This is a genomic window from Streptococcus pseudopneumoniae (genome assembly GCF_001070815.1).
Taxonomy (GTDB): domain Bacteria; phylum Bacillota; class Bacilli; order Lactobacillales; family Streptococcaceae; genus Streptococcus; species Streptococcus pseudopneumoniae_P.
In genome coordinates this window covers 1-25,276 of the sequence record NZ_JVLX01000064.1, presented here as the reverse complement: position 1 = coordinate 25,276, position 25,276 = coordinate 1, and the positions used below count along the sequence as shown (strand labels likewise).

At 41.2% G+C, this 25,276-nt stretch carries 28 protein-coding genes; 5 read left to right on the top strand and 23 right to left on the bottom strand.

Features of this window, described 5'->3' with window-relative positions:
* Positions 1 to 5 precede the first annotated feature (5 nt).
* The 3 genes from asnA to ADG81_RS08020 all read right to left on the bottom strand — a co-directional run bounded on the left by asnA (position 6) and on the right by ADG81_RS08020 (position 2,589).
* A complete protein-coding gene (gene asnA / locus ADG81_RS08030; RefSeq protein ID WP_045612763.1) occupies positions 6 to 998 on the bottom strand; it encodes an aspartate--ammonia ligase in 993 nt (330 codons plus the stop codon).
* A 112-nt stretch (positions 999 to 1,110) separates the two neighbouring features.
* Positions 1,111 to 1,794, bottom strand: a complete 684-nt coding sequence (locus ADG81_RS08025) for a Bax inhibitor-1/YccA family protein (RefSeq protein WP_049551419.1) — start codon at positions 1,792 to 1,794, stop codon at positions 1,111 to 1,113.
* 54 nt (positions 1,795 to 1,848) lie between these two features.
* A complete protein-coding gene (locus ADG81_RS08020; RefSeq protein WP_049551418.1) occupies positions 1,849 to 2,589 on the bottom strand; it encodes a TrmH family RNA methyltransferase in 741 nt (246 codons plus the stop codon).
* 33 nt (positions 2,590 to 2,622) lie between these two features.
* Here ADG81_RS08020 and ADG81_RS08015 point away from each other — a divergent pair, with 33 nt between their 5' ends.
* Positions 2,623 to 2,901, top strand: coding sequence for an acylphosphatase (locus ADG81_RS08015; protein ID WP_001174616.1), 279 nt, complete (start codon positions 2,623 to 2,625; stop codon positions 2,899 to 2,901).
* Between the two features lie 77 nt (positions 2,902 to 2,978).
* On the top strand, positions 2,979 to 3,905 hold the full coding sequence (yidC, locus tag ADG81_RS08010) for a membrane protein insertase YidC (RefSeq protein ID WP_049551417.1): 927 nt from the start codon (positions 2,979 to 2,981) through the stop codon (positions 3,903 to 3,905).
* Between the two features lie 176 nt (positions 3,906 to 4,081).
* On the opposite strand, the gene ADG81_RS08005 is transcribed toward yidC, so the two are convergent.
* From ADG81_RS08005 to ADG81_RS07925, 16 genes are all read right to left on the bottom strand, one after another.
* On the bottom strand, positions 4,082 to 5,170 hold the full coding sequence (locus tag ADG81_RS08005) for a sensor histidine kinase (RefSeq protein ID WP_049551416.1): 1,089 nt from the start codon (positions 5,168 to 5,170) through the stop codon (positions 4,082 to 4,084).
* On the bottom strand, positions 5,140 to 5,826 hold the full coding sequence (locus ADG81_RS08000) for a response regulator transcription factor (RefSeq protein ID WP_049551415.1): 687 nt from the start codon (positions 5,824 to 5,826) through the stop codon (positions 5,140 to 5,142). The genes ADG81_RS08005 and ADG81_RS08000 overlap by 31 nt, the downstream gene beginning before the upstream one ends.
* 61 nt (positions 5,827 to 5,887) lie before the next feature.
* Positions 5,888 to 6,607: an ABC transporter permease gene (locus tag ADG81_RS07995; RefSeq protein ID WP_049551414.1), complete on the bottom strand. Its 720-nt coding sequence runs from the start codon at positions 6,605 to 6,607 to the stop codon at positions 5,888 to 5,890.
* 1 nt (position 6,608) lies between these two features.
* Positions 6,609 to 7,394 carry an ABC transporter permease gene (locus ADG81_RS07990; protein WP_049551413.1) on the bottom strand — a complete coding sequence of 262 codons (786 nt, stop codon included), beginning with the start codon at positions 7,392 to 7,394 and terminating at the stop codon, positions 6,609 to 6,611.
* Between the two features lies 1 nt (position 7,395).
* Positions 7,396 to 8,106 (bottom strand): ABC transporter ATP-binding protein, encoded by a 711-nt coding sequence (locus tag ADG81_RS07985; RefSeq protein ID WP_049551412.1) that lies wholly within the window; start codon positions 8,104 to 8,106, stop codon positions 7,396 to 7,398.
* A 319-nt stretch (positions 8,107 to 8,425) separates the two neighbouring features.
* A complete protein-coding gene (gene pflA, locus ADG81_RS07975) occupies positions 8,426 to 9,220 on the bottom strand; it encodes a pyruvate formate-lyase-activating protein (RefSeq protein WP_001288288.1) in 795 nt (264 codons plus the stop codon).
* A 125-nt stretch (positions 9,221 to 9,345) separates the two neighbouring features.
* Entirely contained in the window at positions 9,346 to 10,596 is a 1,251-nt protein-coding gene (locus ADG81_RS07970) for a diaminopimelate decarboxylase (protein WP_049551411.1), read from the bottom strand.
* A gap of 66 nt (positions 10,597 to 10,662) precedes the next feature.
* Entirely contained in the window at positions 10,663 to 11,490 is an 828-nt protein-coding gene (gene purR / locus ADG81_RS07965) for a pur operon repressor (protein WP_004246994.1), read from the bottom strand.
* A 105-nt stretch (positions 11,491 to 11,595) separates the two neighbouring features.
* Positions 11,596 to 12,537, bottom strand: a complete 942-nt coding sequence (locus ADG81_RS07960; RefSeq protein WP_049551410.1) for a 3'-5' exoribonuclease YhaM family protein — start codon at positions 12,535 to 12,537, stop codon at positions 11,596 to 11,598.
* The gene (gene rmuC, locus ADG81_RS07955) at positions 12,527 to 13,783 is read right to left on the bottom strand and encodes a DNA recombination protein RmuC (RefSeq protein WP_049551409.1); all 1,257 of its coding nucleotides are present in this window, start codon (positions 13,781 to 13,783) and stop codon (positions 12,527 to 12,529) included. The genes ADG81_RS07960 and rmuC overlap by 11 nt, the downstream gene beginning before the upstream one ends.
* A gap of 1 nt (position 13,784) precedes the next feature.
* Positions 13,785 to 14,447 (bottom strand): thiamine diphosphokinase, encoded by a 663-nt coding sequence (locus tag ADG81_RS07950; protein ID WP_049551408.1) that lies wholly within the window; start codon positions 14,445 to 14,447, stop codon positions 13,785 to 13,787.
* Entirely contained in the window at positions 14,410 to 15,066 is a 657-nt protein-coding gene (gene rpe / locus ADG81_RS07945; protein ID WP_049551407.1) for a ribulose-phosphate 3-epimerase, read from the bottom strand. The genes ADG81_RS07950 and rpe overlap by 38 nt, the downstream gene beginning before the upstream one ends.
* 10 nt (positions 15,067 to 15,076) lie before the next feature.
* Complete coding sequence (gene rsgA / locus ADG81_RS07940; RefSeq protein WP_049551406.1) at positions 15,077 to 15,955, bottom strand: ribosome small subunit-dependent GTPase A; 879 nt, start codon at positions 15,953 to 15,955, stop codon at positions 15,077 to 15,079.
* 1 nt (position 15,956) lies between these two features.
* A complete protein-coding gene (gene rsmA, locus ADG81_RS07935) occupies positions 15,957 to 16,829 on the bottom strand; it encodes a 16S rRNA (adenine(1518)-N(6)/adenine(1519)-N(6))-dimethyltransferase RsmA (RefSeq protein WP_049551405.1) in 873 nt (290 codons plus the stop codon).
* Between the two features lie 64 nt (positions 16,830 to 16,893).
* Positions 16,894 to 17,460: a ribonuclease M5 gene (gene rnmV / locus ADG81_RS07930; protein ID WP_000659993.1), complete on the bottom strand. Its 567-nt coding sequence runs from the start codon at positions 17,458 to 17,460 to the stop codon at positions 16,894 to 16,896.
* Entirely contained in the window at positions 17,460 to 18,233 is a 774-nt protein-coding gene (locus ADG81_RS07925; protein ID WP_049551404.1) for a TatD family hydrolase, read from the bottom strand. Before ADG81_RS07925 ends, rnmV begins: the two co-directional genes overlap by 1 nt.
* Before the next feature lie 156 nt (positions 18,234 to 18,389).
* Here ADG81_RS07925 and ADG81_RS07920 point away from each other — a divergent pair, with 156 nt between their 5' ends.
* The gene (locus tag ADG81_RS07920) at positions 18,390 to 20,234 is read left to right on the top strand and encodes an APC family permease (protein WP_000494451.1); all 1,845 of its coding nucleotides are present in this window, start codon (positions 18,390 to 18,392) and stop codon (positions 20,232 to 20,234) included.
* A 74-nt stretch (positions 20,235 to 20,308) separates the two neighbouring features.
* Positions 20,309 to 20,500 carry a hypothetical protein gene (locus ADG81_RS10095; protein ID WP_004238849.1) on the top strand — a complete coding sequence of 64 codons (192 nt, stop codon included), beginning with the start codon at positions 20,309 to 20,311 and terminating at the stop codon, positions 20,498 to 20,500.
* A gap of 22 nt (positions 20,501 to 20,522) precedes the next feature.
* Here the strand turns inward: ADG81_RS10095 and ADG81_RS07910 are convergent, their stop codons facing one another.
* The 4 genes from ADG81_RS07910 to ADG81_RS07895 form a co-directional block, all read right to left on the bottom strand.
* Positions 20,523 to 22,487, bottom strand: coding sequence for a peptide ABC transporter substrate-binding protein (locus ADG81_RS07910; protein WP_049551403.1), 1,965 nt, complete (start codon positions 22,485 to 22,487; stop codon positions 20,523 to 20,525).
* Positions 22,488 to 22,625: 138 nt separating this feature from the next.
* Positions 22,626 to 22,760, bottom strand: a complete 135-nt coding sequence (gene rpmH / locus ADG81_RS07905; RefSeq protein WP_000831905.1) for a 50S ribosomal protein L34 — start codon at positions 22,758 to 22,760, stop codon at positions 22,626 to 22,628.
* Between the two features lie 144 nt (positions 22,761 to 22,904).
* Entirely contained in the window at positions 22,905 to 24,119 is a 1,215-nt protein-coding gene (locus tag ADG81_RS07900) for a pyridoxal phosphate-dependent aminotransferase (protein WP_033687296.1), read from the bottom strand.
* Positions 24,120 to 24,275: 156 nt separating this feature from the next.
* Positions 24,276 to 24,569, bottom strand: coding sequence for a hypothetical protein (locus ADG81_RS07895; RefSeq protein ID WP_023947049.1), 294 nt, complete (start codon positions 24,567 to 24,569; stop codon positions 24,276 to 24,278).
* Positions 24,570 to 24,729: 160 nt separating this feature from the next.
* On the opposite strand from ADG81_RS07895, the gene ADG81_RS07890 reads away from it, so the two are divergent.
* Positions 24,730 to 25,182 (top strand): universal stress protein, encoded by a 453-nt coding sequence (locus tag ADG81_RS07890; protein ID WP_000079148.1) that lies wholly within the window; start codon positions 24,730 to 24,732, stop codon positions 25,180 to 25,182.
* The last annotated feature ends 94 nt before the right edge of the window (positions 25,183 to 25,276 follow it).

The window sequence follows — 25,276 nt, the reverse complement described above, 5'->3', positions numbered from 1 at the left end:
ATTCTCTACAAAATATTTTCGTAAGTATCGCGGACTTCTTGAGGCCAAACACTTGTTTGCACTTCTCCGATGTGTTTCTTGCGAAGTAGGAACATGGCCATCCGAGATTGTCCAATTCCTCCACCGATTGTCAATGGGAATAGACCATTCAACAAAGCCTTGTGCCATTCCAATTCCAAGCGGTCTTCATCACCTGTAATGGCAACCTGACGACGAAGCGTTTCTTCATCTACACGGATTCCCATAGAAGACAACTCAAAGGCTCCCCCCAGAGACTCATTCCAAACAAGAATATCACCATTTAGACCCTTGTAGCCATTTTCAGACTCACTTGTCCAGTCATCATAGTCTGGTGCACGTCCATCGTGCGGTTTACCGTCTGGTAATTCACCACCGATACCAATCAAGAAAACAGCTCCAAATTCTTTACAGATAGCATTTTCACGTTCTTTCGGCGTCAAGTCTGGGTAGCGCTCGACCAACTCTTCTGTATGGATAAAAGTGATTTGTTTTGGCAAGATTGACTCGATGTCATAGCGGGCTTCAACAGCTAACTCAGTAAGGCGAATAGCCTTATAAATCTTCTCAACGGTTTCTTTTAGGTAGGCAATGTTGCGTTGTCCATTTGGAATAACCTTCTCCCAATCCCACTGGTCAACATAAACAGAGTGGGTTGCATCCAGCGAGTCTTCGTCTGGACGAAGGGCCTTCATGTGGACGAAGAGACCTTCACCCTCACCGAAACCAAAACGGGCCAAAGTATGGCGTTTCCATTTAGCAAGTGAGTGCACAACTTCATAAGTAGCATCAGGGATTTGGAGAACCTTGACCGATACGGCATTCTCCACACCTGATAAATTATCCTGCATCCCGTCGCCGACCCTGCTCAAGATAGGACCTTGAACTTCGACAACTTCTAACTTATCTTTCAAATACTGGGTAAAAGTGTTTTTGACAAAGGAAATCTCTTCTTGTTGATGGATAAAACTTTTCTTCATAAACTACTCCTCAAAAAATTAATTAAAAGCATTATACACCTATTTCCAAGAAAAGAAAAGAGCAAATACGAAAAAAATCAGTGCTCCTTCGAACACTGATGTTAGGGACCTTCTAGTCATTGCGACCAAAGATACGTAAAATACTTAGGAAAAGATTGATAAAATCAAGATAGATACTAAGAGCCATTGACACAACCCAACCTGTCGCTACACGACCTTGTGATTGCTCATAGGCATAGCGAATTTTTTGGTTGTCCCAAGCAATCAGACCAGAGAAGACCAAGACCATGGCTACGCTAATCATATAATCAAAGAAACCGCTAGCCAAGAAAATATTAACTACCATGGCAATCAGCAAACCGATAAGAGCCGCCATCATCGCTCGACCAAGCCCGCTCAAGTCTTTCTTGGTGAACATGCCAACTGCCGCCATGACAAAGAAGAGAAGGGCGCTCGACACAAAGGCAGATAAAACTGTACCTGGAGTATAGAAGGCCACCACAAAACTGAGTGTAAAGCCGTTTAATACTGAGTAAAGTAAAAATACTGGAAGAGCCGCTGGACTATTCTTTAAGGCCATGCTACTGGCAACGAAAACCAAGGCCAACTCTGCAAAAGTAGCAATGGTCAACCAGAGACGCCCCTGCATCAAAAAGTAAACCAACTGAGATTGAAAGACCGTCAACATAAGGCCTGATACCAAAGCAGATAGTCCGATCCCCAGACCAACAAAGGCATAAACCTTAGCGTAAAATTGATTGAGACCTGCGCGGTCATGAATAATAGTGTGATTCATCTTTTCTCCTTTTCTATGAACATCTTTTCTTGATTATAACAAAGAAAGTTAAAATTAGCTTAAATGGAAAATTAAAATACCTGCTGCAACGGCAACATTGAGACTCTCGGCCTGACCCTTCATGCTAATATGGACCAACTGGTCTGCACTTTCAACCATGAGGGGACTAATTCCTTGACCCTCATTTCCCATGACTAGTACAAAATTTTCTATAGAAGGCAGTTCTCTGTAATCAACAGAATCTTTAGATAGGGTTGTTGCCAGCACAGGTACACCTGCCTCTTTAGCTCCCTCGAGAAGCCTTTGACTAGACATTCGGTAAATAGGCAGATGAAAATGACTGCCTTGCATAGAACGTAGGGTCTTGAGACTGTAGATATCTGCCGACTTATCTGAAACAATCACTCCAGTAAAACCTGCTGCATCCGCAGTCCGAATAATGGTTCCTACATTACCAGGATCTTGCACATCTTCCAAAAACAAGAACTTACCCTGACTAAAGTCAGCTTGCCCTACTTCTTCTTTTTGAACCACGGCAATAATGCCCTGTGGAGTCTGAGAATCCGCCAAATCTAGCAAAATATCCTCTGAAACCCAGACAGTTTGCGGAAACGAGGCTAACTGATCTCGGTAATTTTCTAAGGCAAAGATTTTCTCAATCGTCACTCCAGCTTGAACAGCTTCTTCAAACAAGTGCCAGCCTTCAATCAAATAAGCAGACTTGCGGTATTTTTTTTGGTGTAATTTCTTGGCATTTTTTACCACAGAATTGGCTTTTGAGGTTATAATAGTCATAGAAATATTATAACACAATCAAAGGGGTTTGGTATGCAAAAGGTTAGAATGATTGCCCAAGGTAGGGTACAGGGAGTCGGCTTTCGTTGGGGTGTTTACAGCTTGGCACTTGAAATTGGTGGCATCACAGGTCGAGTATGGAATAACGACGATGGCACAGTGGAAATATTAGCCCAAGCAGACTCATCTGCTACCATGGCAAAATTTATCCAAGAAATCCGCAAAGGACCCACACCTTTTTCAAAAGTCAGCTACTTAGATGTCAAACTAAGTAACTTTCCTCCCTACCCTGACTTTAAAATCGCAAATTAAGTCTCTAGAACTATTGTATATTTTGTAAAAAAACAGTAGAATAGAAAGGTATAATTTTTAAAGAAGGAATAAAAACAGTGAAATCTATTAAACGTTTTGCACTCTCGACTATGGGAGTGGCTATGTTGCTTGTCTTGACTGGCTGTGTTAGCGTCGATAAAGCAACAGGAGAGCCAACAGGATTTATTTGGAATACTTTCGGAGCGCCTATGGCTGAAGCTATCAAGTACTTCGCTACTGATCAAGGTCTAGGCTTTGGTATGGCTATCATTATCGTAACCATTATCGTGCGCTTGATTATCTTGCCACTTGGTATCTACCAATCATGGAAGGCAACGCTTCACTCTGAAAAGATGAACGCCCTCAAGCACGTCCTTGAGCCACACCAAACGCGTCTCAAAGAAGCAACGACTCAAGAAGAAAAACTCGAAGCCCAACAAGCTCTCTTTGCTGCTCAAAAAGAGCACGGCATCAGCATGTTTGGTGGTGTAGGATGCTTCCCTATCCTCCTTCAAATGCCTTTCTTCTCAGCTATCTACTTTGCTGCCCAACATACTGAAGGGGTTGCTCAAGCAAGCTACCTAGGCATTCCTCTAGGTTCTCCAAGTATGATTTTGGTTGCCTGCGCAGGTGTCCTTTACTATCTTCAATCGCTCCTTTCACTTCACGGAGTAGAAGACGAAACGCAAAGAGAACAAATCAAGAAAATGGCTTACGTGAGCCCAATCACGATTGTTGTCTTCTCCCTCATTTCACCAGCCAGTGTCACACTTTACTGGGTTGTCGGTGGTTTCATGATGATTCTCCAACAGTTTATCGTCAACTATATCGTTCGTCCAAAACTTCGCAAAAAAGTCCGTGAAGAACTAGCCAAGAACCCACCAAAAGCACGTGCTTTCTCTACACCAAGTGGACGAAAAGACGTTCCCCCTGAACAACCAACTGCTATCACAAGCAAGAAAAAACACAAAAATCGCAACGCTGGAAAACAACGTTCGAGATAAAGCTACGTAAATTATCCAATAATTAAAAAACGAATGAATGATAAATAGTTTTCATCAACTAGATATCATCATTCGTTTTTATTATCTACCGTTACATCTTATACTAGTCGAAAAAGTTAAATAGTTTAAAAGCTCACATATAAAAACTATTCAATCATAAATTAACAAGTAAATCACTATGATTTAATACAATTCACAGTTATTAAAACTTCTGCTCCCTCGTCTCTATTTCTAAGCTCAACTCGGCCTTTGTGTAGTTTTGCAACTCTACATACAAAACTTAGTCCAATACCATAATGTTGCTCTTTAACCGATCTAGCTTTATCCATACGATAAAAGAGCTTTCCAAAATTAGTTAAAACTTCCTCTGGAAATTCCGAACCATTATTCCATATACCTATTTTCAATTCCTTCCCCTCTTGCTCTACTCTAATTTTAATTTTAGGATTCTGTTTATCAGCGTATTCCAAAGCATTTGTTAAAATATTTTGTATGGCACGAATCAGAAGAGATGGATTTATATAATAGTTTTCAGTTCCTTTCACATTTTGTTCAAAAGAAAACTTCATCTGATTTTTTATCAAAAAAGAGACTTCTTTCTCTAATTCATTGATAAAATCTGAAGAGGAATACTCCGTCCAACCTGTCTCATCATCATAATAGGTTTTAGAATAGTGAATCAATTGATTGAAATAATCTAGTAACTGTTGACTAGCTCTTTCTATATCTGCTAAGCATTCTTGAGATTGGTCGTTTTCAGTTATCGTCTGCAAAAATTCCACATTTCCCCTAATAATGGTTAAGGGAGTTTTTAAATCATGAGAAGCTGCTGAAACCTGAAACATCAAATCTTCCTTCTGCTGTTTCTCATTAACTATTAATTGTCGAATTCTATCTTGCATCACAATAATCCGATTTCCTGTCTCACGAAATTCTTTAACCGTTAATCTTTCTGTACATTCCCGCTCTAACCATATACTATTTTCATAAATCAAAGTCATTTCATAACTCAGTTTTTTCAACAATTTTCCAATGTGATAACTTATTAGAATAATCAATAAAACACAAATATATATCCATGATGACACATTAAAAAAGATTGATAGAACACCACTATTGTTTAAAGGTTTCCCATCTTCATTTATTTGTATAGATACTGAAGCTAAGGGAATAAGATAGGCCATTAGTAAGCCAAGACTAAATTGCCAAATAATTCTCCAACAGGTTTCTCGAATTAATTGTCTAAAACTTTTGATTCTACCCATTGATATCCTCCACCGTACAAGGTTTTAATTGGATTTAATTGATAAGGTTTCAGCTTTTGACGAATTTGATAAATGTACTCTGAAACCGAACGTAAAAGAGCTTCGGAACTTTGTGGATATAGATAATTATAAATTTCCTCAATAGAATATATTTTACTTGCGTTGCTTGCCAAAAGATTCACTATGTCAAATTCCCTCCTTGTCAGAGCAATCTTATCATCGTTTACAAACAGTTCCTTACTATCCGTATATAGTATAAACTTCCCAATCTTTATTTGATGAACATTTCCTTTAATCCGTTCTTCACGACGTAAGTGCATTTTAACACGTGCTAACAATTCTTGCATACTAAAGGGCTTCATAATATAATCATCAGCACCTGCATTAATTCCAGCTACTAAATCTTCATCCATATCCTTAGCAGTTATAAAACAGATAGGAACAGTTATCTGTTCGCGAATCATCTGACAGATCTCTAAACCACTAACAGGCATCATAATATCTAATAGAATCAAGTCAAAGCCTGTAAAATCACAAAGATCAATCTCTTCTATCTTATTTCGTATGACTACTTCATATTTTTCATATTCTAGTACTTTTTTTATTAGGCGAAGAATAGCAAGATCATCATCTACAACCAAAATTTTATAAGCCATAACTCACCCTCCTGAATATATTATAGCACTAACTGAGAAAAAGACAGGATATCCCCTGTCTTTAGCGTACATTTTTTCCTATAAGTATCAATGTAGCAAATAGAAAAACAATTAATAACCAAACTATTTGTATCCCTAAGCCTTGCCACACTGGATAATAAAGAGACAATGGATAGGTATAAAAACAATTCATACTAGCCAGTAATGGTAAATTTCTAAAAAAAGAACTGAATTGTAATAACATTTGTCCCAACCCCAATAAAAGGGATAAACTGATTCCCAAAATTAAGATAAAAGACTGGGAAATAAATACAAAAATACCACTTAAAAGAGCGAAGGTTAGAATAGAAATACAAGCTGGAAATAGGATTGTTAGAACATGTTTAATATTACTCAAAAGATTAATATTGTAGTATCCTTGGGCGATTAGTATACATAATGATATTACAGCGACCAATAATACAATTTCCATACATAATAGAATAGCTAGTTTAGATATTATAAATTTCAAACGGTTTGGACATGTAAGAAAACTGGTACGAAGGCTAGAACCTGTAAATTCTTGACCTATAAATAGAACCGCTAGACTAACGAAACCTGCCTGTCCTAAATAGAGACTTTGCAGTAGCTGTTCCAAAACAAACTGTAGGGTCAACTGGTCTGGCTTATTATTTAAAAAAATAACCATCGCCGGAATACACAGTAATAGAGCACCTATAATCAACCAGTGCCAAGGATTCATAATAAACTTGAGATACTCACTTTTAAGTTGCTCTTTCAACTTATTCACCTCCTCCAATATCTGACTTAAGTAAGCGGTAAATTGCTAAAGACAAGAATGAGAAGTTCCAACAAAGTAACAATAAAATATTTTGTAAACTATTATGTTCTAAAATTTGAGGAGATGTAGCAATCAACCCTTGCCCCAATGCAACTGGAAGAAATTTTGCAACCGATATATAGTTTGCTAAGAATGTTCCTAAATTGTAGACTTGAGGAAGCAAAAATAATAGAGGAACAATGGCTGTTTTAAATGTCAAAGCCATAATATAGGCCAGCAGTCCCAACAAAGTCCAAGCTATACTGGCTAAAAATATATAGAACCAAACTCTCCCATTTAGTGAAAAAAGAAGTAAGCCATCTTGTCCTAAAACATAATGTGTCATGTTAATCGTAAGGAATATTGATAGAAAGGAAATGAAAAAAGAAAATACAAGCCAAACTAATGTTTTTGAAACTAGGAAAGTACTTCGATTTTTAATAGAGAGGATGCTTGTACGAATAGCAGAGCATTTATACTCCTCGGCTCCGTAAATTGAGCCTAGGATAATCATAATAAAAACACCAAATAAAGTGACATCAAAACCTAAAAATTCAATAGGAGGTATAGCTTCTGCTAATTCTGGATTTGTCTCTGGTGTAGCATGGATACCAACTGAAACAATTTGAGAAGCACCAATATTTGCTAAAAATGTTTGAAATACGAGTATCAAGAATAGTACAATATGAGTAGCTCTTTTATAAAATAATTTCAATATTTCAGAATGAAGAGAGTAAATAAGTGCCATGTCACTTTCCTCCCTCTGTTAAATTAAAGAAGACTTCTTCTAGTGAGGAAAGATTTTTCATCACTTCTTGTAAAGTGCCTTTTATAAGAACTTTTCCTTTATTTATGATAACTACATCATCTGTTACTGCTTCCACTTCCGATAATATATGAGATGATAGCAAGACTGTCTTTCCTTCTTGAGCTTGTTTTTTTATAAACTCTCTAAACCACCGAATTCCTCTTGGATCCAACCCATTAGTCGGTTCATCCAATATCAGATATTGAGGATTTCCTAATAGAGCTGTTGCAATTCCCAAGCGTTGTCCTTCTCCTAATGATAATTTTCCAATTTTAGATTTTTTCTTATGGCTAATATCCACCATATCCAAGACTTGTTCAATTCGCTGACTGGATATCCCATTACTAGCAGCAACAATTTTCAAATGTTGATAAACAGTCCGATCATCAGGAGCACCTACACTGTCAAATGAAGCTCCTACAGTCTTTAGAGGAAATTTTAATTCCTTATAAGTTTGATCTCCAATTTTGGTAAGACCAGATGTTGCTTTGTCTAATCCTAATAAAATACGTAAGGTTGAACTTTTACCAGCTCCATTTGGACCTAGGAAAGCAGTCACTCTACCTGCTTTTGCTTCAAAAGAAATATCTTTTAAAATTTGAGTTTGGCCATACGACTTACATAAATTTTTAATGGTAATACTTTGTTCCATGATGTTCTCCTATTCTATTTAATATTTCTAAAAGTAACTATACCTTACACATTCTTTTTCGGATTTTTTTCAGAATTTAGAGAGTCAAAAGATTTAATACTCAATGAAAATCAAAGAGCAAACTAGGAAGCTAGCCGCAAGCTGCTCAAAACACTGTTTTGAGGTTGTGGATAGAACTGACGAAGTCAGTAACCATACCTACGGTAAGGCGACGCTGACGTGGTTTGAAGAGATTTTCAAAGAGTATAAAATTTTGTTTTATTTAATTATATATATTTGTGTAAACTTAAAAGCCCGATGTTTCCATCAGGCTTCTTTTTTATCCATGTACACGTTTCATATAGTCTTGGTAACTTTCGGTATCCATGAGTTTTTTAGCGTTCTTGACGCGATCTGCTGTTGGTGGTTTAACCCCTTCGAGTGAATAAGGAATTCCCAATTCACGCCATTTGAACTCACCCATGGTGTGATAAGGTAGAATTTCAAACTTATCAACATTTTTGAGGGTCTTGACGAACTTACCAAGTTCAATCAAGTCATCGTCTCTATCTGTCAAACCTGGAACTAGCACGTGGCGAATCCAGACAGGTTTTCCAATATCTGATAGATACTGGGCACAGGCCAAGATATTTTTATTGGTTTGGCTAGTGACAATCTTGTGCTGTTCTTCGTTGATTTCCTTGATATCCAAGAGGACCAAGTCAGTGACAGCCATGAGTTTGTCAAACTTCTCAAGGTAACGTGGTTTATTACGGAAAGGAAGGGCACAGGTATCCAAGGTACAGTGGATTCCTTGTTCCTTAGCCTTAGTGAAGAGGGCAATCAGGAAATCAATCTGCAAAAGGGCTTCTCCTCCACTGACTGTAATACCGCCCTTATTTCCCCAGAAACCGCGGTAGCGCAAGGCCTCTGTCAAGACATCATCTACCGTCCGTTCACGTGATTTATTGGACTCCATAGCCCAAGTGTCCGGGTTGTGGCAATACTGGCAACGCATGTGACAGCCCTGCAAAAAGACAATAAAGCGAATACCAGGCCCATCTACTGACCCAAAGCTTTCTGTCGAATGCACCATTCCTGTCACTTGTCCATAATCAATTGTTTCTTCAGACATATCGTTACCTTCCTTGAAAACGTTTTATAGTTTTATTATATCATGACTTGAAAGAAAAACAAGATTTTTGCCTATTTTTTAGAAAGCAATCTGTTTTTCAATTTCATTTTCAATTACTTATCATTTTATTCTTCAAAATCAAAGCCATACAAGGTTGCAAAGTAGTCCTCAGGGCGCTCTGCACGGCGGATTTGACGGGCTTTACCTTCTTCGGTATAGAGGATTTCCGCAGAACGAAGTTTGGCATTGTACTGGTAGCCCATTGAAAAACCGTGTGCACCTGTATCATGAATGACCAGCAAATCACCGATTTCTGTATGAGGCAGTTCGCGATTCACTGCAAATTTATCATTGTTTTCACAGAGTGAACCAACCACATCTACGACTTCAGCTGGTCCATCTGGATGGGTCACGTTAGTAATATGATGGTAAGCTCCGTACATAGCTGGACGCATGAGGTTGACTGCTGATGCATCCACACCTAGATAGGTACGGTAGGTTTCCTTCTTATGAGTGACTCTTGTGATCAAAGCACCGTGAGGGGCGAGCATAAAGCGACCCAATTCGGTGAAAATATTGATCTGACCAAGACCTGCTGGCGTAAGGACCTCTTCATAAACCTTACGAACCCCCTCACCAATCAAAGCAATATCATTTGGCTCCTGCTCAGGACGATAGTTAACACCAATACCGCCAGAAAGATTGATAAAGTCTAGCGAAATACCCAACTTTTCCTTGATTTCAACAGCCAATTCAAAAAGCTGACGCGCCAACTCTGGATAATAGAGATGGGTCACGGTATTGGACGCTAGGAAGGAGTGAATCCCAAAAGTCTTGGCTCCTTTTTCCTTCAAGATGGCAAAAGCTTCAAAGAGCTGGTCCTTGGTCATGCCAAACTTGGCTTCTCCAGGATTGTCCATAATGTCTGTTCCTAGCTCAAAAACGCCTCCAGGATTGTAACGACAAGAGATGATTTCTGGAATCCCTGCTGCACGCTCTAGATGTTCAATATCTTCAAATGCATCCAAGTTAATGGTTGCACCCAATTCACGCGCATAGGCATATTCCTTATCTGGCGTGTTGTTTGAAGAGAACATGATCTCAGAACCTGGAAAATCCAGTTTATGGCTCATCAAAAGCTCCACATAACTAGAGCAGTCCACGCCACAGCCTTCCTCTTGGAGAATTTTCAAAACAGCTGGAGTTGGAGTAGCCTTAACTGCAAAATATTCCTTAAAGCCCTTGTTCCACGAAAAGGCTTGGTTGACGGCTCTTGCCTTTTCACGAATTCCCTTCTCATCATACAAGTGAAAAGGTGTCGGGAACTCGGCAACAATCGCTTCTAAGTCTTCTTTATTGATAAATGGTGTCTTCATAAGCTTCCTTCTATTCTATTTGCAAAGAAAGGCTGGGACAATCGTTCCAACCTTTAGTTCTATCTCTTATTTATCTTCGTCAAAGATATTACCAACCTCAACATCGATGGCTTGGTTCTTGACATCAATATTGGTTACCTTCAAGAGTGACTTGTAGTCAAACTGCTTTTCGCGTTCTTCTTGAGCATTATCCGCAAAGACCGCTACACCTGCCAATTCTGAATCAAACTCACGCAAGAGACTGATCATCCCGTTGACAGTTCCGCCGCCTTTCAAGAAGTCATCCACAATCAAGACACGGCTGCCTGCCTTGAGACTACGTTTTGAAAGGAACATTTTCTCAATGCGGTCACCACTTGAACCTGATACATAGTTGACGCTGACAGTTGAACCTTCGGTAATTTTCAGGTCACGGCGCACAATAACAAAAGGAACATTGAGGACATTGGCAACTGCATTTGCAAGTGGAACACCCTTAGTCGCTACTGTCATAACCGCATCAATTTTTTGGTCCATAAAACTCTTGGCAATAATACGACCAATATTTTTCAAGATGGCTGGTGTGCTAAGCAAATCAGACAGATAGATATAACCACCTGGCAAGATACGGTCACTTTCTGACAACTTGGCACGCAAGTCCTCAACCATTTCCTTGGCATCATGGTTTGAGATTGATGGTGTGAAAATGACACCACCACCAGCACCAGTTACTGTCTGGATATGACCGATTTCAATTTCCTCAAAGGCGCGTTTGATAATCACGATATCCTCTGAGATGGATGATTTAGCAGATTCATACTTTTCAGCAAAAGTATTGAGACTAGTTAGTTTATAAGGATTATTAATCAAATAGTTGGAAATGACAACCATCCGATCACTTCTTCTTAATTTCATTTCTATTTCCCACTTCATTTAATTTTGATATTTTATCTATTATACCATATTCACATAAAAAAACGAACATTCTTATCCTAAAAAATGCTCATTTTTCTTAAATTATTAATCTAAATCTGGTTTATAGAAGGAACGATTGTCCATAGCGAAGATTTTATTGGTCATCTCTCCCTTATCCACCAAAGCAAGAGCAGTTGACATCATCATCATACTTGCATCCAGATTATCAATCATATGGATAATCTCTGCTTCCATAATGCGTGGACGAACTGGACTTCCATACTCAAGTAAGCCATGGTGACTGAGGATGACGTGGCGGAGCAAAACGACTTCTTCCTTGGTATCATCAATGCCGAGTTCCATCACTGTCTTGGTAATTTCGCTATCAATCAGAGCGATATGTCCAAGAAGATTACCTCGCACTGTGTACTCGGTCTGGTCTGGTCCCGTCAACTCGATGACCTTAGCCAAGTCATGCAGCATAATCCCCGCATAGAGCAGGCTCTTATTGAGCTGAGGATAAACTTCGCTAATAGCATCTGCCAAACGCACCATGGTTGCAGTGTGGAAAGCCAAACCCGTTTCAAAGGCATGGTGGTTGGTCTTGGCAGCTGGATAAGAGTAGAATTCCTTATCATACTTGGTGTAGAGCTTTCGGACAATCCGTTGCCAAACAGGATTTTCAATTTTAAAAATCATTTGCGCCATGTAGTCACGGATTTCCTTGACATCAACTGGCGACTTGACCTTGAAATCAGCTGGATCATTGGGTTCGCCGGATTGAGGCAGGCGTAGGGTGATTTGATTGACCTGAGGGGTGTTGTTATAAACTTCTCGGCGCCCTTTCATGTGAACAACCTTACCTGCAGTAAAGGCCTCAACGTTATGAGGTTGGGCATCCCAAAGTTTCCCCTCAATCTCGCCACTATCATCTTGGAAGGTAAAGGCCAGGTAATTTTTCCCAGCACGAGTTTGCCTCAGGTCAGCTGATTTGATTAGGTAAAAACCTTCAAACAGCTCATCTTTTTTCATGTGACTAATCTTCATATTCTTCCTCATTTTCTTGGAAATGGAGTAGATCAAGCGCAGGCTCACCTTCTGATAACTCAATGTGACGGAGCGTCCGCTCGATAGCTGTAGTGCGACGATTTAATAATTCATCAATATTGCCAGAGGCATGTTGGAGATGTTTTTGTGCCTTGACCAGAATACCACCAAACTTGCCAAACTCGGTCTTGACACTAGCAAGGGTCTTGCTAATATGGTCAGCACTCTTTTGGATATTGAGAGTTTTGAAGCCAACTGATAGGGAATTAAGCAGAGCTGATAGGGTACTTGGACCTGCGACAATAATCTGCTCCTCCCGTCTCAAATCATCAAAGAAGACCGGATTGCGGACAATTTCCGAGTAGAGACCTTCCGTCGGAACAAACAAAACTCCAAAATTGGTCGTCCGAGGTGGTGCTATGTACTTGTTCCTAATATCCTTGGCAAAGCGCTTGACACTTGCTAGGAGTGACTTACGACAGCGTTCAATCTCGTCCTTGTCACCTGCTTCATAGGCTTCTTCTAAGCGGTAATAATCTGCCAGTGGAAACTTAGAGTCGATTGGCAGGTAGACATATTCCTGGTCGCCTTGGCCAGGTAACTTGATAGCGTACTCCACTCGTTCACTGGAGTTTTCAACCGTTGCATATTCTCGTTCATACTGGGCAGGAGTCATGATGTCTTCGATGATTTGCCCCAGTTGCAATTCACCCAGAATTCCTCGCGTCTTGGTCCCAGAGAGAACCTTATTGAGAGCACCAACATCGCGGGCAACTGTCTGCATTTCTCCGAGACCACGATTGACAGATTCGAGTTGCTTGGAAACTGTCTCAAAGGAAGCCTGCAAGCGTGTCTGTAAGGTCTTTTCCAACTTTTCCTCGACCGTCTGGCGCATTTGTTCCAAACGTTGCTCATTTGATTCCTGCAGGGCTTGGAGTCGTTGGTCAGTCTTATCTCTAGTTTGGAGGAGATTATCTGTCATTTCTTGACGGACCTGAGTCAGACCTTGGTGCAATTCGATTCTCACTTCTTGCAGGCGATCGCTGACAGCCACTTCCAAATCTTTTTGATCCAACTGGCTAGCTTGTCTAGCTTGCTCAAAGCGATAATCCAACTGGTCTGATAGATGATCTGCCTGATCCTCCAAACACTTACTTAGGTGTTTTTCCTGCTTATCCTGCCTTTGCCAAATGAGAAAGAGTCCAACTAGGTTGGCAATTAATAATAGAACAAGTAAACTTTCCATCCTACCTCCTATCCTTGCTATGCAAGACAACCACATAACCATCTGGGCAAGTCACCGACACTTCCCTATCTATATATTCGTTAGAAGCGTACACTTTTTTAAAGAAAAAATTTTCCTCTGTCAACTCATACTTGGCACCAAGAATGGTCAGCTGGCTATCCCGAACTGGCATAAAGGCTAGATAGTCATAGTCTGAACGCGGTTCAAGCTGACTGATCCCTTCGGGACAATAGGCAATCAAATTTTGCTCATCCTCAATCGCTATCTGACGCATATAAGGTGCCAACTTTGGATTGCTAGGCAAAAAGACATTGGCCAACATATGGTCAATACGACCACCAAGAGCCCCGAAAATAGTGACCTGAGCCTGAGGATTTTGCTCAAAGATGGTTAAAAGAGCCAATTCCAGATCAGTATCATCTTTTTCTGGTCGTGCTTGGACAAAATACTGGGCACGTTTTTGAATCACCTGTCGCTCTTCTTCGGTTACAGAATCAAAATCCCCAACTGCTAGGGCGAGAGGCAGATTTTCTTCCAAGACCCAGAGCGAGCCTCGATCCACACCGACAAAGAAATCAAAATCCGTCCGATAATGACCACGGTCTCCGCCTGCAAAAACGGCAACCCTAGTCCAGTTGTTTTCTGAGAGTTTGTACTCGCTCATTGACATCTCCCTTAAAGACATAGGAACCTGCTACAAAAACGGTCGCACCAGCTTCTTTAGCCTGAGCAATAGTTTGATCATCAATCCCGCCATCGACTTCGATTTCAAAGTTCAAGCCTTTTTCCTGACGAAGGGCAACCAACTCACGAACCTTATCCATAGTTTCAGGTAGAAAGGCTTGTCCACCAAAGCCAGGGTTAACCGTCATGACCAAGACTTGATCAACAAGATGAAGGACGTGCTTGATAGCCTCAACAGGCGTACCAGGATTGATAACAACCGAAGGTTTGACACCAAGCGAACGAATCTTTTGGAGGGCACCATGAATATGAGGTGTTGCTTCCACATGGATGCTGATGATATCCGCCCCCGCACGCGCAAAATCCTCTATATGATGCTCAGGATTTGACACCATCAAGTGGCAGTCAAAGACCATCTTGCTATGTGGACGAAGAGCTTCAACCACACCTGCACCAAAGCTGATCTGCGGTACAAAGTGACCATCCATGATATCGATATGGGCATATTCTGCCCCAGTTGCTTCTAGGCGTTTGATTTCACGTTCAAAGTTGGCATAATCTGCTGCCAGAATTGACGGAGCAATCTTGTATTGAGACATAGGTTTCTCCTTATTTTGGAATTTTTTTGCTGACTTTTTTGTAAGTTTCTCTGCGATTTTCAATCTCACTGAGGAATTGCAGGTAGTTGTCAAAACGGAAGCTGGCAACAGTACCTTCTTCCACTGCTGGCTTGACTGCACAGGATGGCTCATGGGTATGGGTACAAGTTCGGAATTTGCAGTCTCGGCTGACATTGGCAATCTCTGGGAAGGCCTGATTGAGGTCTTCAGCCGTTGATACTTCATAGTCCAAGGATGAAAATCCTGGTGTGTCTGCGATTTTACCTCCATTGAGGTTATAAAAACTAACTGCCCTAGTGGTATGACGCCCACGACCCAGACTGTCTGAGATTTCTCCCGTCTCTAGATTAAGGTCAGGCGCGATTTTATTGAGAAGAGTTGATTTTCCAACACCTGTCTGCCCCATAAAGACCGTTACTTTGCCGGTTAACAAAGGCAGGAGTTCCTCTTTACTGGTCACAAAGTCATAGCCAATATCACCATAAGTCTGTTCATAAAAATCCAGTTGCCCTCTATCTTCCAACAAATCCATTTTAGAAATATAGATGATGGGATGGATACCCTTGTGCTCCAAAAGAACCAAGAAACGATCCAGCAAATTGCTGTTAAAATCAGGTTCCTTGACTGACATGATTACTACAGCTTGGTCAATATTAACAATTGGCGGACGGACTAGGCTGTTTTTGCGTTCGTGAATCTTGAGGATATAGCCTTCTGAATTTTCCTCGGCAGAAAAATCTACCAAATCCCCAACGTAGGGAGTATGGCCTTTTTTACGAAAATTTCCACGCGCTCGTGTTTGATAAACCTTGCCATCACTCTCTACATAGTAGAAGCCTGCCAAGGCTTTAATAATTTGTCCCTGCATCTTAGAGTCCTTGCCCTTTAAGTGCATCTGCTAGGCTGGCAAATTCTGCCAAGCTGAGGGCTTCCCCACGTACACTTGGTGACAAGCCTGCTTGGTCCAAAGCCTTGGTCAGCTTGTCCTTGACCTCTTCAGTCTTGCCAAAGTAACCTGTCAGGTTATTCCATAAAGTCTTGCGTCGATGAGTGAAACTAGCCTTAGAAACCTTAAAGAAGAAGTTCTCGTCTTCCACTGCTACGGCTGGTTCTGGACGACGCACCATTTTCAAAATAGCAGAGTCCACGTTTGGCGCTGGCACAAAGACCGTACGAGGCACGATGAAAGCAACCTTGGCAGTCATGTAATACTGCACCGCAATCGACAAGCTACCGTAAGCCTTGGTATTCGGCTGGGCTGAAATGCGGTCTGCCACTTCTTTCTGCATCATAACAACAAACTCACTAAAAGGAATCCCACTCTCGATTAAGTGCATGAGAATAGGCGTCGTGATGTAGTAAGGTAAATTAGCCACTACCTTGATTGGCAGGTCAGGATTTTTGAAATTCTGGATATGTTGCGCCAAATCAACTTTGAGAATGTCCTCGTTGACTACGGTAACATTGTCAAAATCACGCAAGGTATCTGCCAAAATCGGTACCAAACGATGGTCAATTTCAAAGGCCATGACCTCTGCTGCACGCTCAGCCAGAAACTCGGTCAAGGCACCAATCCCTGGCCCGATTTCGATGACATTAACCTGGTCATCAATCTCAGCCGTATCCACGATTTTTTGAAGAATATTGGTATCCATCAAGAAATTTTGCCCGAAGGACTTTTTAAAGGTAAAACCGTGACGCTCTAGCACTGCCTTGGTCACGCTATAATCTGCAATTCTCATCTATTCTCTTTTCTATTATCTGTTACTTCTATTGTAACACATTCCCCTTACATTTGGGGTCTGCTTAGCTGTTCTCATAAGATTTCATAGCTTCTTCCACTTCTGCCAAGGTAACCCCAAACAACTCTAGGCGTTTGAGGAGTTGCTTGCCGTTGGAATAGCCAATTCGGAGAGCCTCTCCTAGATATTCTCGTCGCTTACGGCTGTCTGCCCCTGCTAGAAAACCAAGGCGAATCAAGTCGCTACGACTGATATCAAACTGACTCTCATGTTCAAATTGTTCTGTAATCTGAGCTAGAGCCATTTTCAGGTCTTCATAGCTGGCATGCTCAATTCCCAGAGAACGGCCCTTGGTCTTGGACTTGGGAACAGCTTCATCTCGTTTGAGGAAGGCATGCTGAACTGTTGGAATAGCCGTCATAATCATGCGACGAATCCGCTCCCCATTAAAATCTGGGTCTGTAAAGACAATGACTCCATGAAGCTCATGTAGGCGCTGAATACGTGCAATATCTTGCTCATTGATGGCAGAACCTCGTGTCTCATAGGTCTCTACATCGAAATAGCGTTTGAGATTGGCCGTATCATCGCGCCCTTCGACCACGATAACTTGGGAAATTTTTTCTTTCATTACTTGCTGTCCAATCCAAAAATTCGTTCTGCATTTGCAGTTGTTATCGCCGCTAGCTCTTCTGTCGTCATACCACGTAAGTCGGCGATAAAGTCCACTACATAGCGAGTGTAGGCTGTTTTATTTTCACGACCACGTTTAGGAACAGGAGCCAAGTAAGGCGCATCCGTCTCCACCAAAATCTTGTCCAAAGGAAGTTCTCTAGCCGCCTCTTGGATGTCGGTGGCCTTCTTAAAAGTCACCACTCCTGAGAAGGAAATAGTCATGCCAAGCGCGACAAACTTCTCTGCCCACTCAAGAGTCCCTGAAAATGAGTGCATAATCCCACCACGAGGACCAACGCCCTCACTTTTGATAATCTCATAGGTATCTTCCAGCGCATCACGAGTATGGACAACAAAAGGTAAATCCAAGTCCTTAGATAACTGAATCTGACGGCGAAAAACCTGCTCCTGCACCTCTTTTGGCGCTGTCATCCAATGGTAGTCCAAACCAATCTCACCTAAAGCAACAACCTTGGGATGCTTGAGCTTCTCAAGCAAGTAGGCTTCAATCTCCTCCGTGTAAGTCCCTGCTTCTGTCGGATGCCAACCAATAGTCGCATAGAGCTGGTCATACTCATCTACCAACTCCAAGGCACGCTCAATCGTCGGTTTATCAAAACCAACAATATTCATCTGTGTCACACCCATCTCAGCAGCTAAGGCGATTTCTTCTGCCTCATGACCTGCAAATTCTTCTACATTCAAGTGTGTATGTGTATCAAAAATCATCTCTTCTAACCTCGTTTTCTATCTTCTATTATACCAAAAAACTGCCCTCTCTCCTCATCTGTACAAAATATTCTAAAATCCATCGTCGTCTCTTGACGCTATTTTCCCAAAGCAGTATAATAGCACTTATTGAAATTTTCAGAAAAGGAAAATACAATGTTTACAAAATTAAAACAGACCTTTATCGGTCGTCCTCTTAAGTCCTTAACAGAAGGCGAGGGAGGTCTGCTGGGAAAAATGCAGGCCTTGGCCATGTTGTCAAGCGACGCTCTATCTTCCATTGCCTATGGGCCTGAGCAAGTAGTCCTCGTCTTGGCTAGTCTCTCTCCTCTTGCGATATGGTGGAGTCTTCCTATCGGCCTCTTTGTCCTCCTACTCCTAGCTAGCCTGACCGTCTCCTACCGTCAAATCATCCATGCCTACCCTCAAGGAGGAGGGGCCTATATGGTTACTCGAGAAAATCTATCTCCCGAACTTGGCTTAATTGCTGGAGGTAGTCTGCTGGTTGACTACATGCTGACTGTGGCGGTATCGGTGTCATCTGGAGCCGATGCTATCACAGCAGCTCTCCCTGCTCTCCACCCTTACAACCTCCACATTTCCATTTTTCTAGTTTGTTTGCTTATGCTCTTGAATTTACGGGGCTTAAAAGAATCTGCCAGTTCACTGATGATTCCTGTCTATCTCTTTATCATCAGTACTGTCTTTCTCTTGCTCTATGGAATCTTTCAACTAGTAACTGGTTCTCTCAGCTATCAGGCAACTTCTCCTATCGGGCATGCTGTACCGAGTCTGTCTATCGTTCTCATTCTAAGAGCCTTTACCAGTGGTTCTGCCTCTCTGACAGGGGTTGAAGCTATTTCAAATGCCGTTCCCTTTTTCAAGGCTCCGAAAGAAAAGAATGCAGCTCAGACCTTGACCATCATGTCACTGATTTTAGGTTTTCTGTTTGCTGGTATTACCTTCCTAAACTACTGGATGGGAATTATGCCGCAACACGGAGAAACCATCCTCTCACAGATGGCTCAAGGTATCCTTGGTAATTCCTTCTTAGGCCACCTTGGCTATTATACCTTCCAATTCTCCACAGCCTTAATTTTGGCCGTAGCTGCAAATACCGGCTTTTCGGCCTTCCCTATGCTAGCTTACAATATGGCTAAAAACAAATACATGCCCCATCTCTTTATGGAAAAAGGAGACCGCCTAGGCTACTCTAATGGAATTTTAACTCTGGCATTTGGGGCTATGATTCTTCTTCTCATTTTTAATGGCAATACCGAACGTTTGATTCCCCTTTATACTATCGGGGTCTTCGTTCCCTTCGCCCTATCTCAGACTGGGATGATTCGCCATTGGAAAAAAGAAAAAGGGACAAATTTCTTAAAACCTGCCCTTGCCAATATCCTTGGAGCCATCATTTGCTACGCGATTGTGCTAATCTTGCTCTTTTTCCGTCTCAGTGATATCTGGCCTTTCTTCCCGATTATTCTCGTACTCACCCTACTTTTCTTGGCCATTCACAGTCATTACCAAAAAGTGGCCCAACAACTACGTCTCTATGAAGGCATCGAAAAACGTACCTACGATGGCAATCTTGTCCTCGTCCTAGTAGGAAATGTCACCCGAGTTAGCGTCGGAGCCATTAACTACGCTCAAAGTATCGGTGATGAAGTCTTAGCCATGCACATTTCTACTAAGGAAACAGCAGAGAAAGACCAAGAAATTCTCCAAGAATTTGCCGATTACTTCCCAACCATTACTCTGAAGAACATCAAGACCAGCTACCGCGACATCATCACCCCTACTGTCAAGTATGTCAAACGAATCTCTGAGGATGCCCAGAAAAAGAACTATACAGTCACTGTCCTGGTACCCCAGTTTATCCCTAATAAACCTTGGCAAAATATCCTGCACAATCAGATGAGTCTTAAACTCAAATACGCCCTTCGTTGGCACCAAGACGTCGTTGTCGCTAGCTACTCTTATCACTTAAAAGAATAAAGAAAAGGCCCTACCAGAAGCAAGAAGCGTCTGGTAAGGCCTTTTTCTGAATTCAGCCACTATGCTTATACTCAATGAAAATCAAAGAGCAAACTAGGAAGCTAGCCGCAGGCTGCTCAAAGCACTACTTTGAGGTCGTAGATGAAACTGACGAAGTCAGCTCAAAACACTGTTTTGAGGTTGCAGATAGAACTGACGAAGTCAGTAACCATATATACGGTAAGGCAACGCTGACGTGGTTTGAAGAGATTTTCGAAGAGTATTAACTGAAAAGCATGACTAGGAATATTATTGAATATGGTTAGCTAAATCTTCCTGAGCTTTTTTATTTGACTCAGCTTTTTCTTTCAGCCATTTTTCATAGAGTTCTTGATACTGTTTAGCAGTGACTGGCTCTTTTTGCAATTCAACATATTTGTAGTTGTCAGCATTTCCCTTATGACCAACGAATGAGAATGGGCCTGTAAACGGTACAGTCTTACGGAAGATTGGGTTAGCTCCACCACTTTGAACTGGTAGGAAGAGGGCACTATCTGTCAACCAAGCTTGGGCTTCAGCATATTTTTCATAGCGAGCTTGAGTATCTGTGATTTCCGCATCAGCCTGATCCAAGAGTTTCTTGTAGTCAGAAAGACCAATCTTGTTCTTGACTTCCTTGTCTTTTCCTTCAGACAAGCCCATGTTTTTCAACTGAGAACCTGTCTCTGGATCAAGAATAGCTAGGTAAGTCTTAGGATCTGAGTAGTCTCCACCCCATCCTGAGATGTCGATATCGTAGTCTTTTTGTTCTGCTGTATCTGCAAAGTAGGTTGCCTGGTCTTTTTCATCTGGAGAAAGTTGGATAACATCGATAACTACATTCTCCTTACCAAGAGTTTCTTCTACTGTTTGTTTGAAAGAGCCAGCCTGTTGCACATCTAATTTGGCAGTCTGGTCAACTGGCATATCCAAATGAATTGGGAAGGTTACTCCTTGAGCTTGCAGACTTTCTTTGGCCTTGGCAAACTTCTCTTTGGCCTTTTCAGGATTCAAGAAGGCTTGCTTACCATCGTTTAGGTTGATATTTGCCCAATCTTTACCGTAGTTGACAATTTTCTCATTGACAATGTCACCGAAGTTCTTATCACCAACTTGAACAAAGTTACTTGGTGTAATCGTATTACGCAAGATACGGTCTGCTCCATCTTCACCATTTGTCTGCGCTGCATAGGCATGACGGTCAAAGGCAAAGTTGATAGCCTGACGGAAATCTTTATTTTGCATAGCTGCGCGTGAATCCGTCTTTTCCTTATCAGACTGTTTCATAGTTTGCTTGTAGCTTTGACGATTCACGTTGAAAAGATAGTAGAAAGTAACTGAGTTTTGTGGTGTATAGGTAATCTTGTCCTCATTTCCCTTCTTGAGTTCAGCAAAGACTGAACTTGTTGGGAAGATACGACCATCTGTATAGTTACCATCCAAGAAACCTCTAGCAATGCTGTCTTGGTCAGAACCGTCAAAGAAAGAGAGTTTCACTTTCTCAATTTTGACCTTGTCCTTATCCCAGTAATTAGGGTTTTTGTCAAGTTCAATCAAAGATTTGGATGTGAATGATTTAAATAAGTAAGGACCATTTGACAAGATACTTGATGGTGTCACACTTCCAAAGTCATCTCCCTGAGACTTCAAGAAGGCTTCATTTACAGGACTAAGGATACTTGCTGTTGTTTTAGAGTTCCAATAAGTCTCAGGTTGGTTGAGAGTGTATTGTAGAGTGTAATCATCCACTGCCTTAACACCAACAGTTCCAAAATCAGATGATTTCCCTTCAACATAGTCTGCTAGTCCCTTGATAGAGTCTTGTACCAAGTACAAGTTTTCAGCCTTTTTATCAGCCGCATACTTGAGACCAGTCACAAAGTCATGAGCTGTTACGTCCGCATACTCTTCTCCTTCAGAAGTGTACCATTTAGCTCCCTGACGGATCTTATAAGTGTAAGTCAAGCCATCTTTTGACACTGTCCATGACTCAGCCATAGAGGGGATGAGATTGCCATACTGGTCATTTTCCAACAACCCATCAATCAAGTTGGTTGTGATACTAGATGTAGAGTCTCGTGTAGAGGTAATGTAATCCAAGGTATCAGGGTTACTGACAAAGATATAAGAGTATGTCTTGTCTGCATTGCTTGATTGGGAAGACCCACATGCCGCTAGAGCTAGACCTGCTGTCAAAGCCATAGCTCCAAAAAGCATAACTTTTGATTTCTTCATGATTATTCTCCATTTTTTACAGTATGTGAAATATTATACACTATTTGAGCAAAAATATAAAGCCTTTTTGAACTTTTTTACAAAAATAAAAATCAGTAGACTCGAGTTCCTACTGATTTTTGTTATGGTTCGTTTGGATTATGCAGCCAAAACTTTGCGTCCTTTACGACGACGAGCTGCCAATACGCGACGACCGTTTTTAGTTGACATACGGTTACGGAATCCGTGTTTGCGCGCACGACGAAGTTTACTTGGTTGATAAGTACGTTTCACGATGAATACCTCCTCATAGATTTTGTATTCGTTTAGCCGGCTATAAAGTGATCAGTTACTAAACATACTTTACTATTCTATCTGATTCTTTCACTTTTGTCAATAGCTCAAGGCAAATGTTTCCAGCTTTTTCGAATGTAAGCCCTATCTACGATACTGTTTTAAGAATCGAGTCATCTTTTCTTGGATTTGGGCTAGTTCATCAACACGCGGAAGATAAACGATACGGAAGTGGTCTGGTTCCTGCCAGTTAAAGCCTCGACCATGAACCAAGAGAACCTTTTCCTGCTTCAAGAAATCAAGGACAAACTGTTCATCATCATCGATACGGTACATATTGCGGTCGATTTTAGGGAAGATATAGAGTCCAGCTTTAGGTTTAACCGCAGACAAACCTGGAATATCTTGAATGGCATTGTAAATGAAATTTCTTTGCTCGTAAATTCGTCCACCAGGAAGGAGCAATTCATCAACTGATTGGTGACCACCCAAGGAAGTTTGTACTACTTGTTGGGCCAAAACGTTAGAGCAAAGGCGCATATTGGATAGCATATTGAGCCCTTCGATATAGCCTTTAACGTGTGTCTTAGGTCCAGACAAGACCATCCAACCCACACGGAAACCAGCAATACGGTGGGATTTTGACAGGCCATTCATGCTGACACAGAAGACATCTGGTGCCAGACTCGCCACAGGCGTATGCACATGTCCATCCATGACCATGCGGTCGTAAATTTCATCCGCAAAGATAATCAAATCGTTTTGACGGGCAATCTCAATAATCTCCAACAAGAGTTCCTTAGGATAAAGGGCTCCAGTTGGATTATTTGGATTGATAAGGATGATCGCCTTGGTATTGGAAGTGATTTTTGACTTGATATCGTCAATATCTGGATACCATTCTGCAGCTTCATCACAGATATAGTGAACGGCATTTCCCCCAGCTAGGCTGACAGCTGCTGTCCAGAGAGGATAGTCTGGCATTGGCACCAAGACCTCATCCCCGTTGTCCAAAAGCCCCTGCATAGACATGACAATCAATTCACTAACACCATTTCCAAGGTAGATATCATCAATATCTACATTTGGAAATTTCTTCAATTGACAATACTGCATGATAGCCTTACGGGCTGAGAAAATCCCTTTGGAGTCAGAGTAACCTTCACTATCACGCGCATTCATAATCAAGTCATGAATGACCTCGTCTGGCGCTGTAAAACCAAATTCTGCTGGATTTCCTGTATTCAGACGTAAAATCTTTTCTCCATTTGCTCGCATTCGCATGGCTTCTTCCAAAACAGGACCACGGATATCATAAGCAACATGCTCTAACTTACTAGACTTGTTATATTCTTTCATCTTGTTTCCTCAATTCATCAGGATAGTAACATTATACCACTAGAAAGAAAATGCGACAAGTTTACTGAAATGTGTTACTAGTTTCGTATAGAAGAAAAGCCTCACTAAAAGCGAGGTCAAGACAGGGGAGATAGCAGGTATTTTGCGAAAGTCACATTACATACCAAAAGATAAACCTAGAAAAAGCAAGCCTAAAAAGGAGTCATAAAGAAGATTGAACATGAGGAAAAGCCCCCATATCATCAAGTAATCCCAACGCCCACTTCGTTTTGCAACTAGGAATAAAATTAGATGGTAGAGTACATGAAAGACTAAAAAACCTATAAACCCTGGATAAAGAAGCGGTACCAGACTCTCTAATTGCCAGACCATGATAACTTCTAGCAAGACTGAAACTAGGATGATTCCATAATAAAGGAAATTTGATTTTTGAAAAGCGTTTTTCATCATTCTCCCCCCTTCACTTCTTTCCTGCTATCCTTTCTTTTATTTTATCATATATTTATATAGATTTTAAGCGCTAATATTCTTTTAAAAAATACCTTTTTTGCTTTACTTCTATAGTGAAAAGGTTTACAATTATAGTAAGAAAATTTCAGGAGGTTTCATTATGGCACAACGTTACCAAAATATCATGGTCGCAATCGATGGTTCTAAAGAAGCGGACTTGGCTTTTGTCAAGGGAGTTCATTCTGCTCTACGAAACGACGCTAAACTCACCATCGCACATGTCATTGACACACGCGCTCTCCAAAGCGTATCCACCTTTGATGCTGAAGTTTATGAAGAACTCCAAGTCGACGCTGAAAGTCTGATGAAAGAGTACGAAAAACGTGCTAAAGATGCTGGTGTGGCAGATGTTCACATCGTCATTGAAATGGGAAATCCAAAGACCCTACTAGCACGTACTATTCCCGATGCTGAAGAAGTGGACCTCATCCTCGTTGGCGCAACTGGTCTCAACGCCTTTGAACGTCTCTTGGTCGGATCTTCATCTGAATACATCCTCCGCCATGCTAAAGTCGATTTGCTGGTGGTGAGAGAACAAGAAAAAACCCTATAGTCACGAAGAAAAGGAGCTCAGCGCTCCTTTTTGTTTACTATTTATACTCTTCGAAAATCAAATTCAAACCACGTCAACGTCGCCTTGCCGTATA

Coding starts and splice junctions, on each gene's coding strand:
- ADG81_RS08000 (WP_049551415.1), bottom strand. CDS start 5,826: ATGGCTTATAAAATTTTGGTTGTAGATGATGATCTTGCTATTCTTCGC.
- ADG81_RS07890 (WP_000079148.1), top strand. CDS start 24,730: ATGGCACAACGTTACCAAAATATCATGGTCGCAATCGATGGTTCTAAA.
- ADG81_RS07960 (WP_049551410.1), bottom strand. CDS start 12,537: ATGAAGATTAGTCACATGAAAAAAGATGAGCTGTTTGAAGGTTTTTAC.
- pflA (WP_001288288.1), bottom strand. CDS start 9,220: ATGTCTGAAGAAACAATTGATTATGGACAAGTGACAGGAATGGTGCAT.
- ADG81_RS07990 (WP_049551413.1), bottom strand. CDS start 7,394: ATGGCACTTATTTACTCTCTTCATTCTGAAATATTGAAATTATTTTAT.
- ADG81_RS07920 (WP_000494451.1), top strand. CDS start 18,390: ATGTTTACAAAATTAAAACAGACCTTTATCGGTCGTCCTCTTAAGTCC.
- asnA (WP_045612763.1), bottom strand. CDS start 998: ATGAAGAAAAGTTTTATCCATCAACAAGAAGAGATTTCCTTTGTCAAA.
- ADG81_RS07985 (WP_049551412.1), bottom strand. CDS start 8,106: ATGGAACAAAGTATTACCATTAAAAATTTATGTAAGTCGTATGGCCAA.
- ADG81_RS07950 (WP_049551408.1), bottom strand. CDS start 14,447: ATGAGCGAGTACAAACTCTCAGAAAACAACTGGACTAGGGTTGCCGTT.
- ADG81_RS07895 (WP_023947049.1), bottom strand. CDS start 24,569: ATGATGAAAAACGCTTTTCAAAAATCAAATTTCCTTTATTATGGAATC.
- ADG81_RS07900 (WP_033687296.1), bottom strand. CDS start 24,119: ATGAAAGAATATAACAAGTCTAGTAAGTTAGAGCATGTTGCTTATGAT.
- purR (WP_004246994.1), bottom strand. CDS start 11,490: ATGAAATTAAGAAGAAGTGATCGGATGGTTGTCATTTCCAACTATTTG.
- rpe (WP_049551407.1), bottom strand. CDS start 15,066: ATGTCTCAATACAAGATTGCTCCGTCAATTCTGGCAGCAGATTATGCC.
- ADG81_RS07925 (WP_049551404.1), bottom strand. CDS start 18,233: ATGATTTTTGATACACATACACACTTGAATGTAGAAGAATTTGCAGGT.
- ADG81_RS07910 (WP_049551403.1), bottom strand. CDS start 22,487: ATGAAGAAATCAAAAGTTATGCTTTTTGGAGCTATGGCTTTGACAGCA.
- rsgA (WP_049551406.1), bottom strand. CDS start 15,955: ATGCAGGGACAAATTATTAAAGCCTTGGCAGGCTTCTACTATGTAGAG.
- ADG81_RS07970 (WP_049551411.1), bottom strand. CDS start 10,596: ATGAAGACACCATTTATCAATAAAGAAGACTTAGAAGCGATTGTTGCC.
- ADG81_RS10095 (WP_004238849.1), top strand. CDS start 20,309: ATGAAAATCAAAGAGCAAACTAGGAAGCTAGCCGCAGGCTGCTCAAAG.
- rnmV (WP_000659993.1), bottom strand. CDS start 17,460: ATGAAAGAAAAAATTTCCCAAGTTATCGTGGTCGAAGGGCGCGATGAT.
- rsmA (WP_049551405.1), bottom strand. CDS start 16,829: ATGAGAATTGCAGATTATAGCGTGACCAAGGCAGTGCTAGAGCGTCAC.
- ADG81_RS08020 (WP_049551418.1), bottom strand. CDS start 2,589: ATGACTATTATAACCTCAAAAGCCAATTCTGTGGTAAAAAATGCCAAG.
- rmuC (WP_049551409.1), bottom strand. CDS start 13,783: ATGGAAAGTTTACTTGTTCTATTATTAATTGCCAACCTAGTTGGACTC.
- ADG81_RS08025 (WP_049551419.1), bottom strand. CDS start 1,794: ATGAATCACACTATTATTCATGACCGCGCAGGTCTCAATCAATTTTAC.
- ADG81_RS08015 (WP_001174616.1), top strand. CDS start 2,623: ATGCAAAAGGTTAGAATGATTGCCCAAGGTAGGGTACAGGGAGTCGGC.
- ADG81_RS08005 (WP_049551416.1), bottom strand. CDS start 5,170: ATGGGTAGAATCAAAAGTTTTAGACAATTAATTCGAGAAACCTGTTGG.